Genomic DNA, 13,023 nt, shown 5'->3' with positions numbered 1-13,023 from the left:
GCAGCATGAAACGCGATTTACTCGCGCGCGAAATCACGCTTCTATCCGCCAGCTTGAGCACGTTTGAGCAAATGGGAGTTCAGCGATGAAACTGTGGAAGACCATCTTGGCCGCGGCTGCGCTGTCGCTTGCCGCCGCCACGTCGGCCTTTGCCGCGCGCACCGATCTCACGCTCGGGATCGTGCTCGAGCCGCCGCATCTCGATCCGACCGCCGGCGCTGCCGCTGCCATCGGCGAAGTCACCTATGCCAATGTCTTCGAAGGGCTGACGCGCATCGACGACAACGGCCAGGTCCAGCCCGCTCTCGCCGAGAGCTGGACTGTCTCCGACGACGGCAAGGTCTACACGTTCAAGCTGCATTCCGGCGTGAAGTTCCACGATGGCTCGGCCTTCAGCGCCGACGACGTGAAATTCTCGCTGGACCGAGCGCGCGCCAAGGATTCGCTCAATCCGCAAAAGCAGCTCTTTGCGCACATCACCGATGTCACGGCGGTCGATCCGTCGACCGTCAAGGTCACTCTCGACGGGCCGCAGGGCAGTTTCCTCTACGACATGGGCCAGGTTGCGGCGGTGATCGTGGCGAAGGGGTCGGCCGACGGCAATAAGGACAAGCCGATCGGCACCGGTCCATTCAAGCTCGATCACTGGGCCAAAGGCTCCGAGATCACGCTCGTCAAGAACCCGGACTACTGGGGTACGCCCGCCGCGCTCGACAAGGCGACATTCCGTATCGTGCCCGACGCCGCCGCGGCTGTCCCCGCATTGCTCTCGGGCGACATCCAGGCTTTCGCCAACATGCCCGCACAAGACGCGCTTGCACAGCTCCAGTCCGATCCGCGCTTCAGCGTCGTGATCGGCTCGACCGAGGGCGAGACAATCCTGTCGATCAACAACAAGAAGCCACCTTTCGACAAGCTTGCGGTTCGGCAGGCGCTCGCCTCGGCGATCGATCGCAGTGCCATCATCGACGCAGCCTCGAACGGTCTTGGAAAGCCGATCGGCTCTCATTTTTCGCCAGGCGATGCGGGCTATGTCGATCTCACCGGCGTCTACCCGCACGACATCGCCAAGGCCAAGGAGTATCTGAAGGAAGCGGGGTTGGAGAACGGCTTTTCGGCCACGATCAAGCTGCCGCCCGCACCTTACGCACGCGATGGCGGCCAGGTGATTCAGTCCCAACTGAAGGAGATCGGGGTCAATCTGCAGATCATTCCGGTCGAATGGGCGGAGTGGCTGAGCCAGGTCTTCACCAACAAGGACTACGACCTGACGATTGTTTCCCATGTCGAGCCAAACGACATCGATATCTATTCGCGGCCCGGCTACTATTTCCAGTATGACAATCCGAAGTTCAACGATGTCATCAAGGAGCTCGGCACCACGGTCGACAAGGACAAGAGGCTGGAACTGCTGGGCGAGGCGCAGAGGATTCTCGCGCACGATGTGCCCGCCGTCTACCTGTTCGAGCTGCCCAAGATTGGCGTCTGGGACGCCAAGCTGCAGGGCATGTGGACGAACTGGCCGATCGAGGCTGACGATCTCACCAAGGTGAAGTGGACGGATTGAGGCCGGCGCGATCGCCCGATCGCCTCCCATGACCGCATACCTCGTAAAGCGCCTCATCATCGCGGCCCTCACACTGGTGCTGGCCTCGATGGTGGTGTTCGCGATCATGGAGATCCTGCCCGGCGACCCGGCGCGCCTGATGCTGGGCCTCAATGCCAGCGCCGACCAAGTCGAGGTGCTGCGCAACCAGATGGGGCTGAACGCGCCGCTGGTCCTGCGCTACCTGCACTGGGCGGCGGGCTTGCTCAGCCTCGATTTCGGCCGCTCCTACACCTATTCGGTCCCCGTCATCGACCTCGTGCGTGAGCGCATCGCCGTCTCCCTGCCGCTGGCGCTGATCGCGCTGGCGCTCTCGACCATCATCGCCATTCCGGTCGGCGTGTTCTCGGCCAGCCGCCAGGGCCGGGCCGGCGACACGCTGGCCATGGGCGCCGCCCAGCTCGGCGTCGCCGTGCCGAATTTCTGGTTCGCGCTGATGCTGATCTACCTCTTCGCCGTCTGGCTGCGTCTGGTGCCGGCCGGCGGCTTTCCGGGCTGGGGCGCCGGTATCTGGACGGCGTTGAAATCTCTGGTCTTGCCGGCCGTCGCTCTTGCGCTGCCGCAGGCGGCGATCCTGGGGCGCGTCGCCCGCTCGGCGCTGATCGACGTGCTCAACGAGGACTATATCCGCACCGCGCGCGCCAAGGGCCTGCCCTATCGCGCCGTGCTCTGGCGCCATGCGCTGCGCAACGCCATGATCCCGGTGCTGACAATCCTCGGCCTGCAATTCGCCTTCCTGCTGGCCGGCACCATCATCATCGAGAATGTTTTTTACTTGCCGGGCCTCGGCCGGCTGATCTTCCAGGCCATCACCCAGCGCGACCTAATCGTCGTCGAGAGCATCGTCATGCTGCTGGTCGCCGCCGTGATCCTGATCAATCTCGTTGTCGATTTCTCCTACGCCATCGTCGACCCGCGCCTCAGAGGCCGGCAATGACCATGCGCGTTGACCTGCCCGAGGAAACCCTTGCCCGCGTGCTCGCCAAGGCTTTTGGCAACCGCTCATTCCTGATCGGGCTTGTCATCACGCTCCTGATCGTGGCCGTCGCGCTCGTCTCGTTCCTGTGGACGCCTTACGACGTCACCAGGCTGGTGATCGCCGACAAGACGCAGGCGCCCTCCTGGGCGCACTGGTTCGGCACCGATCATTTCGGTCGCGACATCCTGTCGATGATCATGGTCGGCGCCCGCAATTCGATCGCTGTCGCGCTGGTCGCGGTCGGCATCGGCATGGGCATCGGCCTGCCGCTTGGCGCCTTCGCGGCGGCGCGTGGCGGGATAGCCGACGAGGCGCTGATGCGCGTCAACGATCTCGTCTTCGCCTTTCCGGCCTTGCTCTCGGCAATCATGATCACCGCGATCTTCGGCCCGGGCGCCGTCAACGCCATCATCGCAATCGGCATCTTCAACATCCCGGTCTTCGCCCGCGTGGCGCGGGCCGGAGCCTTAGCCATCTGGCCGCGCGAGTTCATCCTTGCCGCGCGCGCCGCCGGCAAGGGCATGACGCGCATCAGCATCGAGCACATCCTGCCCAACATCGCGACGCTGCTGCTGGTCCAGGGCACGATCCAGTTCGCGCTCGGCATTCTCGCCGAAGCCGGGCTTTCCTATGTCGGCCTCGGCGCCCAGCCGCCGATGCCGAGCTGGGGCCGCATGCTGTTCGACGCGCAGACGCGCATGGTGACCGCACCCTGGATGGCGATCTTCCCCGGCATGGCGATCGTCGTCACCGTGCTCGGGCTGAACCTGCTCGGCGACGGCATTGCCGACATCCTCGATCCGAAATCGCGGCGGCGCCGATGAGCCTGCTCGAGATCGAAAACCTGTCGCTTTCGATCGGTGACACGCCGATCCTGAAAGGCGTCGAGCTGACAATCGCGCCCGGCGAGGTCGTCGGCCTGGTCGGCGAATCCGGCTCCGGCAAGTCGATGACAGCGCTGACGATCATGCGGCTTTTGCCGCATCTGGCCCGCGCCGAAGGCCGCGTCGCCTTCGACGGCATCGATATCCTTGCCGCGAGCGAAGATCAGATGTGCGCCCTGCGCGGTGATGACATCGGCATGGTGTTCCAGGAACCGATGACGGCGCTGAACCCGGTCAAGACCATCGGCGAGCAGGTCGCCGAAGGCATCCGCTGGCACACCAGGGCGGGCCGCGCCGAGGCCGAGGACCGCGCGCGAAAGATCCTCGACCGCGTCGGGCTGCCGGAGGCCAAATTCCCGCTGTCGCGCTACCCGCACGAACTGTCCGGCGGCCAGCGCCAGCGCGTCGTCATCGCCATCGCCTGCGCGCTTAAACCGAAATTGCTGATCGCCGACGAGCCGACAACGGCGCTCGACGTGGTGCTGCAGGCCCAGATCCTCGACCTTTTGCGCAATCTGGTCAGCGAAAACCGCATGGGGCTCCTGCTCATCTCGCACGACCTCGCGGTTGTGACCGAGATGGCCGATCGGCTGACCATCCTGCGTCACGGCGAGGTGACGGAGGCCGGCGACACCGCACGCACGCTGTCGGAGCAACAGCATCCCTACACGCGCGAGCTGGCGTTGGCCTCCATGCATGTGCCGGCGCGGCCGAAACCGCACCTTGCCGGCTCGGCAAAACCCTTGCTCGAAGTCGAAAACGTCGGCCGGGACTATCCGGGACGGCGCATATCCCTGTTTCGGCCGGCGCAGTCGATCCGCGCCGTCGACGATGTCTCGCTCACCATCGAACCCGCCCAATCGGTGGCGCTGGTCGGCCGCTCGGGCTGCGGCAAGTCCACGCTTGCCCGCATGATCCTCGCCCTGGACAAGCCGACGGCGGGCACGATCCGTTTTCGCGGCGAGGCCATCACGGACAGGCCGGAATCGGCGCTGAGGCCGGCCCGGCGCGACATGCAGGTCGTGTTCCAGGATCCTTACGGCTCCTTCGACCCGCGCCAGAAGGTGGAGAAGCTGGTGGCCGAGCCGCTGCATCTTCTGGAAAAGCAGCCGGCAAAGGCTGAGAGCCGCGAGATGGTCGCGCATGCGCTCGATGAAGTTGGCCTTGGGCGGCGCGACATGGACAAATACCCGCATGAGTTCTCCGGCGGCCAGCGCCAGCGCCTGTCGATCGCCCGCGCCATCATCACCCGGCCGAAGCTGGTGGTCGCCGACGAGCCGGTCTCGGCGCTGGACGTCTCGATCCGCGCCCAGATCCTCGACCTTTTCGCCGAGCTCAACCAGAAGCTCGGCATCGCCTATCTCTTCATCACGCACGACCTGACGGTCGCCCGCGCCATGGCCGACGAGGTGCTGGTCATGCATGAAGGCAAGATCGTCGAGCGCGGCCGGGCGGCCGATGTGCTCGACCATCCGCGCTCGGAAGCGGCGCAGGCGTTGGTCGCGGCGGCGCCCGACCTCCACCGCGCCATCGCGCGGCGCATGCAGGAACAGGGGTAGTTCAGCCTCCTTGTTTGCTGCAATTCCGGACGGCTACGGCGAAGTCGCCGAGCTTAAACGCTCACGCTTGTCCTGGAATTGCTTCAGCTCTCCGGCTTCACCACATCGACCGGACTGATATCGAGCAGGTCGAGTGTGCGGCGCAGGAGCCGGACTTCGCTCTCCGCCAGCTTGGCATCGGCCTTGGCGATCTCGGCCATGTGGCGCGCAAGCAGCTTTCGGCGCTCGACATCGAGGTCGCGGAACAGCGCGATCGCCTGCGAGCCGTTGGTCTCGTAGCCATAATCGTTGAGATATTCGATGACGCTGTCGATCGAGGCCTCCGGAATGCCGAAGGCTTCCTTGCAGATATGCCGGAAGACGACCATCTCTCTCTCCGAGACCGAGCCGTCGGCCAGGATCATGCGGAACAGCATCAGCAATTCCGCCGACAGCACAGGGTCGTCCGCCACCTTGCGCACACCCGGGTCACCGTCGAAGATCGAACGTATCTGGTCGAGCAGCGCCATCGCCATCAAGCTCCCTTTGCGATTCCGATTGGATTGTTAGAGCAATTCCAGGAAAAGTGTGAGCGTTTAGGCTCGGCGACTTCGCCGTAGCTTTCCGTCCGGAATTGCGCCAAAGCGAAGGACGGGCGGTTCGGCGTGGAACGGCGAACCGCTCTGACATGGAATTGGTCTTGCGCAAACTGACTGAGCGTGATGGAAGCTGCGGCTTCCTTCCTTCCAATCACCCCTCCCCGATGATCGACCTTACCCTGCAGACCGTCCTTATTCTCGTCGCCGCCGCTTTTGCGGCGGGTTTTGTCGACTCGATCGCCGGCGGCGGCGGGCTGATCACGATCCCGGCGCTGCTGCTCGCCGGTTTTTCGCCGGTCGCGGCACTTGGCACGAACAAATTGCAGGGCATGTTCGGTTCCGGCTCGGCCACCATCCATTATGCCGCAAACGGTCAGGTCGACCTGCGCCGCCAGCTGCCGTCGGCGCTGCTGGCGCTTGCCGGCGGCGCGGTCGGCGCCCTGTTGGCGACGGTCGTGCCCGGCGATTTCCTGCGCGCCCTGCTGCCGCTGCTCCTGATCGCCATCGCCCTCTATTTCGCGCTGAAGCCGAACATGGACGACGTCGACCGCGCCGAGCGGCTGTCGCCTTTCCTGTTCGGGCTGATCATCCCGCCGCTGATCGGCTTCTATGACGGCGTCTTCGGTCCCGGCGCCGGCTCCTTCTACATGCTCGCCTTCGTCACCCTTGCCGGCTACGGCGTGCTCAAGGCGACGGCGCACACCAAGCTGCTCAACTTCGCTTCCAACATCGGCGGTTTCGTCGTCTTTGCCGCCGTCGGCGTCATCGACTGGAAGATCGGCTTGATGATGGGCGTGGCACAGTTCATCGGCGCCCGTGTCGGCGCGAGCCTTGCCATCCGCATCGGCGCCAAGCTGATCAAGCCGTTGCTGGTGGTCGTCTGCCTGGCGCTCGCTGTGAAGCTGCTGGCCGATCCGGCCAATCCCTTACGCCAGCTCATTGGTATGTGAGGCGCATGCTGGTAGAATTCGGGTGTTGCGAATCAGGTTGGAGGGACCAGACATGAATCTCAGTGCGCCCACCCAGATCGTGTTCATTATTTCGTTGGTCATCGCCGTCATCGGCCTTATCGCCGCTCTTGGCGTTCTTGCATTCATTCCGCTTGCGTCCGTTTGGATCATGCTCATCGCCTATATCGTGCTTGCCGCCGGCTGTTTGATGCGCGGCACCTAAAGCAATTCCAGGAAAAGTTTTCCGTCCGGAATTGCATTAACCGTTAATAGCCAATCTCAGGCAACTCGGAGCGCCCGGCCCTGCCGGGCGCTTTTGATTCTTGCGAGCATATTCTGATAGGCTCTCGGCATGTCCGACGAGACAGAGCGCCTTCGACAGGATAACCGCTCTCCGACCATCCATTTCGAGATGGTGCGGCGCAAGCCCCCCGCCTCGCTGGCCGGCATTGTCACGGATATCTGCGGCTATCGCGAGACATTGCCCGGCCATTTCCGCATCGTCGAATATGCTTCGCTGACCGTGCCGCTGGTGATCAGCTTCGCCGAAGCCTTCGCCATCGGCCTCGGTCACAGCCCGGGCGACAACGATCGCTACGCCAGTTTCGCCGCCGGTCTCCATGCTGGGCCGGTCATGATCGAATCCTTCGGCGGCTCCTGCTGCGTCCAGGTCAATTTCACGCCGCTTGGCGCCAGGCGGTTCTTCGGCCTGCCGATGAGCGAGTTGCGCGATCGCATGGTCGGGTTGGACGACGCGCTGGGCTTTGACGGCATGGCATTGCGCGAACGGCTTGGCGAGGCATCGGATTGGAACGCGCGCTTCGACATTGCCGAGGGCTTCATCGCCGGCCGCCTTGCGGAGGCGAATGCGCTTTCGCCCGAAATCGCCTGGGCGTACAGAACAGTCATCATGTCGGGCGGCCGCACCCGTGTTTCGGCGCTCGCCGGTGAGATCGGCTGGAGCCGCAAGCATCTGGCGGCGAGATTCACCGACGCGATCGGCATCGGCCCGAAGACATTGTCGCGCATCGTGCGCTTCAACCGCGCGCTCTCGCTGTCCAGGCGGCAGGAAGACGACTGGGCCGGCATCGCCGCCGATTGCGGCTACGCCGACCAGTCGCATCTGGTGCGCGAGTTCCGTCAGTTGGCCGGAGAAACGCCGACCGGGCTCGCGGCGTCGATGTAGGCCTGACCGAGGTAACATTTCTTCAAGACGCCGAGACCGCTTTCGCACAGGCTGGCATTCATCAACCGACACAGGGAGATTGTCATGCCGACAGCAAACGAAGCACCCCGCCTCTATCCGGCCCTGCGCTACAGGAACGCCGCTAAGATGATCGACTGGCTCAGCGAGGCCTTCGGCTTCGAACTGCGCGCCCGCTATGGCGAGGGCGACATCGTCCACCACGCCGAGCTCACTTTCGGTTCCTCGATGATCATGCTGGGCACGGCGCGCGACGACGATTACGGCAAGATGGTCGGCGAGCCCGGCGGAGGCGGCAAGTCGATCTACATCGCCGTCGACGACGCCGATGCCACCTATGCCAAGGCGAAGAAAGCCGGCGCGAGAATCATCCAGGAACTGGTCGACCGCGACTATGGCAGCCGCGAGTTCATCTGCCTCGACCTGGAAGACAATGTCTGGTCCTTCGGCACCTATTGGCCGAAGGCGGGAGAGAAGGCATAGGAAGTCTCACCGACGTTGGGGATTGGCAACAGCGCCTGAACTTCGTCATCCACGGGCGAAGCAGGAGCGCAGCTCCGTCGCGCAGACCCGAGGATCCATTCCGTTACTTTCGCCGAAGAATGCAGCGGAGCGAATTCTGCACCGTTGCAACACCTTGACGTCGCGGAATGGGTTCTATGATCTGCGCGCGTCGCTTCGCTCCTTGCTCCGCCATAGAATGACGACCGCATGAACGGCTCGGCTAATCGCCAAGGCACGCGATCCTCAGGCACATCCGGCCGGTCCAGTCCCCCTGCGGTGGAACTGACCTATCGCGCCAGTCTAAAAATAGCATCGCAGTCGAGATGCCGCTCCAGCTCGTCCGCGACCTCGTCCAGCGCCCTCTCGACGTCCGCGCGATAGTCAATGCCGCCTCCCCTGACGCCAAGGCTCTCCAGGTAGGCGGCGCGAAAGGCGTCGGCAGAAAAAAGCCCGTGCAGATAGGTGCCGATCACCTTACCGTCGGCGGTAACCGCGCCGTCCTCGACACCGTTGAGGATCGTCGACGGCCGCGCCGTGTCCGGGCCGGTGGTGCGGCCGAGATGGATCTCGTAGCCTTCGAGCGGCAGGCCGAACTGCACCGAATGCGCGCTTGAATTGCGCACGGTCTTTTCAGGCTCCATCACCGTTTCGATATCGAGCAGTCCGAGGCCTTCGGCTTCTGTCACGCTGCCTTCGATGCCGTCGGGATCGCGCACCATGCGGCCGAGCATCTGGTAGCCGCCGCAGATGCCGACCACATGGCCGCCGCGCTTGCGGTGAGCGAGAAGATCCCGGTCCCAGCCGTTCTCGCGGAATTTGAGCAGGTCTCCGATCGTCGACTTCGAGCCGGGGACGACAACCAGCCCGGCATCTTCCGGCAGCTTCTTGCCCGGCGGCACGAACACGACCTCGACTTGCGGCTCGGCTTTCAGCGGGTCGAAATCGTCGAAATTGGCGATGCGCGCCAGCATCGGCACAGCCACCTTCAGCGCCCGTTTCTCGCCGGAAGCGAGGCGCTCGAGCACGACCGAATCCTCCGAAGGCAGCCGGGACGCGGCACTCAGCCACGGCACGACGCCGAAGCAGCGCCAGCCGGTGAAGGTTTCTATCGCCTTGATCCCGTCGTCGAACAACGACACATCGCCGCGAAACTTGTTGATGAGATAGCCGGCGATCATGCGCCGGTCTTCCTCCGGCAGGATGAGATGCGTGCCGGCCACGGACGCGATAACGCCGCCGCGGTCGATGTCGCCGACCAGGATCACCGGCACATAGGCGCGCGTCGCAAAACCCATATTAGCGATGTCGCGGCTGCGGAGGTTGATCTCGGCGGGCGAGCCCGCGCCTTCGACGATCACCAGGTCGGCGCCCTCGCCCACCTTAGCCCAGGAATCGAGCACCGCATCCATCAGTCCGGCTTTCATCGCCTGGTAGTCGCGCGCCCGCGCCTCGCCATAGACCTTGCCCTGAACCACCACTTGCGAGCCGATATCGCTCTGCGGCTTGAGCAGCACCGGGTTCATATGGACAGTCGGCCGGACGCCGCAGGCCAGTGCCTGCAGCCATTGCCCGCGGCCGATCTCGCCCTCGCCGGCCTTGTCGCCGCCGGGAATGTCGGCGACGGCGGCGTTGTTCGACATGTTCTGCGGCTTGAACGGCCTGACCTTCAGCCCGCGATTCTTCGCGGCGCGGCAAAGCCCCGCGACCAGCACCGTCTTGCCGACATCCGAGCCGGTGCCCTGCAGCATGATCGCCTTGGCCATCAGCCTCTGCCTCCCGAGCCGATCGTCGACTTCTGCGCCAGCGGCCCGCCGCGCCAGAGATAGAGAGCCATCAGCGGCTCCTTGCCCGTGCGCATGGCATGGCTGACGTTGGAGGCGTGGTGAATGACCTCGCCGGCGTCGCGAGTATGGAAACCGCCTTCGCCCATCCGCCATTCCGTGCCGCCGGTCAGCGGGACGTAGATTTCCTCGGCGATGTGGTGGTGGTCTGGATAGACGATGTCCGGCCCGAGGATCAGCAGCCCGGCCGCAACCGCGTCATTGACGAAATGCCCGCGCATGCCGAACACTTCCAGCCAGCCGTAATTGTCGACAAAGCCCTGCCCGAAATCGGCGGCGGTATAGGTCTGCCCCCAGCGCAGCTCATCCCGATGGTCGGCAACGAACCGCGCCAGCGGCTTGGCATCGGCCGACGCAAGCTCGGCGATGCGATCGAGATAGCCAAGGCAGCCAAGCGCCCGCGGTTCGAGCGAACGGACAGGCATGTCCCAGCCGATGCGCGCGACTTCGTCCGCGACCAGATTATTGTCGGCGCCGGCGAGATAGGCGTGGAACCGGTCCAGCAACTCATCGAAAATTGTCGGCACGTACGAGCTCCGTTGGTCATTTCACGCACAGCCGGTCCGCAGGAAGCCGGGTTGCGCGGCGGCATCATTGGTCTAGATTGAACGGTGCGCAAAGCCAAAAACGACAGGCCAGAAGGCCTGAAACGACAGGGAGCACGCCATGGACGCGACAGTCGATGCGGGCACTGGCCAGTTCGAACTCAACGAGGAACAGCGCGCCATCCAGGAGATGGCCCAGGCCTTCGCGGCGGACCGCGTCGCGCCCAATGCGCTCGACTGGGACAAGACAAAGCACTTCCCCGCCGATGTGATCCGTGAGACCGGGCCGCTCGGCCTCGGCGGCATCTATGTGCGCGACGATGTCGGCGGCTCGGCGCTTGGGCGGCTCGATGCGGTGCTGATCTTCGAGGCTCTGGCCCACGCCGACCCGGCCTTCTCCTCCTTCATTTCCATCCACAACATGGCGGCCTCGATGATCGACCGCTTCGGCAGCGACGGGCAGCGCCAGCTCCTCCTGCCGAAACTGACCTCGATGGAATGGCTGGCGAGCTATTGCCTGACCGAGCCCGGCTCGGGCTCGGACGCAGCGGCGCTTAAGACGCGCGCGGTGAAGAGCGGCGGCGACTATGTCTTGAACGGCGCCAAGCAGTTCATCTCCGGCGCCGGCGACAGCGACCTTTATGTCGTGATGGCGCGCACCGGTGCCGACGGTCCGAAAGGCATCTCGACCTTCGTCGTGCCGAAGGACGCGCCGGGCCTCTCCTTCGGCGCCAACGAACACAAGATGGGCTGGCACATGCAGTCGACCCGCCAGGTCGTCTTCGAGGACTGCAAGGTGCCGGCCGAGAACCTGCTTGCCGCCGAAGGCGCCGGCTTCGGCATTGCCATGGCGGGGCTCGATGGCGGCCGGCTCAACATCGCCGCCTGTTCGCTGGGCGGCGCGCAGTCGGCGCTCGACAAGGCGCTGGCCTATACGGCCGAGCGCAAGGCCTTCGGCTCCAAGATCAACCAGTTCCAGGCGCTGCAGTTCAGGCTGGCCGATATGGAGACGGAGCTGCAGGCGGCCCGCATCTTCCTCTACGCCGCCGCTTCCAAGCTCGACCGCAAGGCGCCGGACGCCGGCAAATGGTCGGCGATGGCCAAGCGCTTCGTCACCGATATCGGCTTCGACATCGCCAACCAGGCGCTGCAGTTGCATGGCGGCTACGGCTATCTGCACGATTACGGCATCGAGAAGCTGGTGCGCGACCTGCGCGTCCACCAGATCCTAGAAGGCACCAACGAGATCATGCGCGTCATCATTGCGCGGACGTTGATCGGTCGCTGAAAGCAGACAATTTTGGGAGAGAGACAATGAGCACCATCGCGTTCATCGGCTTGGGCAACATGGGCAATCCGATGGCCGCCAATCTGGTCAAGGCGGGGCATGCGGTGCTGGGCTTCGACCTTGTGCCTGAAAACCTCACGGTTGCGAAAGAGCACGGCATTACAGTCAAGGCCAATGCCGTCGCCGCGGTGAAGGACGCCGATGTCGTTGTCACCATGCTGCCGGCCGGCAAGCATGTGCTGTCGGTTTATGAGGACATCGCGCCCAAGGCAAAGAAAGGCGCGCTGTTCATAGATTCCTCCACGATCGATGTCGAATCGGCGCGCAAGGCCCACGCGATTGCCGCGAAGCATGGCTTGCAGTCGATCGATGCCCCGGTCTCCGGCGGCACGGGCGGCGCCACCGCCGGCACGCTCACCTTCATGGCTGGTGGCTCGGATCAGGCCTTCGCCGCCGCCGAGCCGATCCTGAAGCCGATGGCCGGGCGTGTCGTCCATTGCGGCGGCGACGGTGCCGGCCAAGCCGCGAAGATCTGCAACAACATGATCCTCGGCATCTCGATGATAGGCGTCGCCGAAGCCTTTGTGCTCGCCGAAAAGCTCGGCCTGTCGCACCAGGCGCTGTATGATGTCGCCTCCACCTCATCGGGCCAATGCTGGTCGCTGACCACCTATTGCCCGGTCCCCGGCCCTGTTCCAACCTCGCCGGCCAACCGCGACTACAAGCCCGGCTTTGCCGCGGCCCTGATGCTAAAGGACTTGAAATTGTCGCAGGAAGCCGCGCAGGGCGCGGGCGCCGTGACCCCGCTCGGCGCCGAAGCCACGCAGCTCTATGCCTTGTTCAACGCCCAAGGTCATGCCGGCGCCGATTTTTCCGGAATTATTAATTTCCTGCGCGGAAATCCGGCGTAAGATACTGATTTTCTAAGGTTATTTTCGATATCCGCCGGTCAGAAGCCGGCAAATTTAGATTTGCTTAAGGTCTCGCTAACTCACCGGTAACGATGTGCCTTTAAAACGGACTGCGAGGCGGACATCGCGTCTGCCCGGCGCTCCGGATCAGGTCTCGCGTACCGGAGCCCGTAA

Annotated in this window: 13 protein-coding genes; 10 read left to right on the top strand and 3 right to left on the bottom strand. The window is 64.1% G+C overall.

The features are described 5' to 3' along the window. Window positions 1-85 precede the first annotated feature (85 nt). The 4 genes from FJ430_RS17130 to FJ430_RS17115 are packed head-to-tail and all read left to right on the top strand — an operon-like array spanning window position 86 to window position 5,028. The gene (locus tag FJ430_RS17130) at window positions 86-1,567 is read left to right on the top strand and encodes an ABC transporter substrate-binding protein (protein WP_140710628.1); all 1,482 of its coding nucleotides are present in this window, start codon (window positions 86-88) and stop codon (window positions 1,565-1,567) included. Between the two features lie 28 nt (window positions 1,568-1,595). After that, the gene (locus FJ430_RS17125; RefSeq protein ID WP_140710626.1) at window positions 1,596-2,543 is read left to right on the top strand and encodes an ABC transporter permease; all 948 of its coding nucleotides are present in this window, start codon (window positions 1,596-1,598) and stop codon (window positions 2,541-2,543) included. Beyond that, window positions 2,540-3,409 carry an ABC transporter permease gene (locus tag FJ430_RS17120; protein ID WP_140710624.1) on the top strand — a complete coding sequence of 290 codons (870 nt, stop codon included), beginning with the start codon at window positions 2,540-2,542 and terminating at the stop codon, window positions 3,407-3,409. Before FJ430_RS17125 ends, FJ430_RS17120 begins: the two co-directional genes overlap by 4 nt. Continuing rightward, the gene (locus FJ430_RS17115) at window positions 3,406-5,028 is read left to right on the top strand and encodes an ABC transporter ATP-binding protein (protein WP_140710622.1); all 1,623 of its coding nucleotides are present in this window, start codon (window positions 3,406-3,408) and stop codon (window positions 5,026-5,028) included. Before FJ430_RS17120 ends, FJ430_RS17115 begins: the two co-directional genes overlap by 4 nt. 83 nt (window positions 5,029-5,111) lie before the next feature. Here FJ430_RS17115 and FJ430_RS17110 read toward each other — a convergent pair whose 3' ends face one another. Beyond that, window positions 5,112-5,543, bottom strand: coding sequence for a TerB family tellurite resistance protein (locus FJ430_RS17110; protein ID WP_140710620.1), 432 nt, complete (start codon window positions 5,541-5,543; stop codon window positions 5,112-5,114). Window positions 5,544-5,770: 227 nt separating this feature from the next. Here FJ430_RS17110 and FJ430_RS17105 point away from each other — a divergent pair, with 227 nt between their 5' ends. The 4 genes from FJ430_RS17105 (at window position 5,771) to FJ430_RS17090 (ending at window position 8,243) form a co-directional block, all read left to right on the top strand. After that, the gene (locus FJ430_RS17105) at window positions 5,771-6,556 is read left to right on the top strand and encodes a TSUP family transporter (RefSeq protein WP_140710702.1); all 786 of its coding nucleotides are present in this window, start codon (window positions 5,771-5,773) and stop codon (window positions 6,554-6,556) included. A gap of 52 nt (window positions 6,557-6,608) precedes the next feature. After that, a complete protein-coding gene (locus tag FJ430_RS17100) occupies window positions 6,609-6,779 on the top strand; it encodes a hypothetical protein (RefSeq protein WP_140653476.1) in 171 nt (56 codons plus the stop codon). Window positions 6,780-6,908: 129 nt separating this feature from the next. After that, the gene (locus FJ430_RS17095) at window positions 6,909-7,742 is read left to right on the top strand and encodes a helix-turn-helix domain-containing protein (RefSeq protein WP_140710618.1); all 834 of its coding nucleotides are present in this window, start codon (window positions 6,909-6,911) and stop codon (window positions 7,740-7,742) included. A gap of 84 nt (window positions 7,743-7,826) precedes the next feature. Continuing rightward, the gene (locus FJ430_RS17090; protein WP_140710616.1) at window positions 7,827-8,243 is read left to right on the top strand and encodes a VOC family protein; all 417 of its coding nucleotides are present in this window, start codon (window positions 7,827-7,829) and stop codon (window positions 8,241-8,243) included. A gap of 308 nt (window positions 8,244-8,551) precedes the next feature. Here the strand turns inward: FJ430_RS17090 and FJ430_RS17085 are convergent, their stop codons facing one another. Both FJ430_RS17085 and FJ430_RS17080 read right to left on the bottom strand, forming a co-directional pair. Then, the gene (locus tag FJ430_RS17085) at window positions 8,552-10,027 is read right to left on the bottom strand and encodes a cobyric acid synthase (RefSeq protein ID WP_140710614.1); all 1,476 of its coding nucleotides are present in this window, start codon (window positions 10,025-10,027) and stop codon (window positions 8,552-8,554) included. Continuing rightward, window positions 10,027-10,632 carry a dimethylsulfonioproprionate lyase family protein gene (locus FJ430_RS17080; protein WP_140710612.1) on the bottom strand — a complete coding sequence of 202 codons (606 nt, stop codon included), beginning with the start codon at window positions 10,630-10,632 and terminating at the stop codon, window positions 10,027-10,029. The genes FJ430_RS17085 and FJ430_RS17080 overlap by 1 nt, the downstream gene beginning before the upstream one ends. Before the next feature lie 139 nt (window positions 10,633-10,771). Between FJ430_RS17080 and FJ430_RS17075 the strand changes: the two genes are divergently transcribed. Together FJ430_RS17075 and mmsB are read left to right on the top strand one after the other, a co-directional pair. Beyond that, a complete protein-coding gene (locus FJ430_RS17075; protein WP_140710610.1) occupies window positions 10,772-11,938 on the top strand; it encodes an isobutyryl-CoA dehydrogenase in 1,167 nt (388 codons plus the stop codon). A 26-nt stretch (window positions 11,939-11,964) separates the two neighbouring features. After that, on the top strand, window positions 11,965-12,849 hold the full coding sequence (mmsB, locus tag FJ430_RS17070) for a 3-hydroxyisobutyrate dehydrogenase (RefSeq protein ID WP_140710608.1): 885 nt from the start codon (window positions 11,965-11,967) through the stop codon (window positions 12,847-12,849). Window positions 12,850-13,023 lie beyond the last annotated feature (174 nt).

Origin of the sequence: Mesorhizobium sp. B2-8-5 (genome assembly GCF_006440675.2) — a bacterium.
Taxonomy (GTDB): Bacteria; Pseudomonadota; Alphaproteobacteria; order Rhizobiales; family Rhizobiaceae; genus Mesorhizobium.
This window is presented reverse-complemented; position numbering and strand designations above follow the sequence as displayed.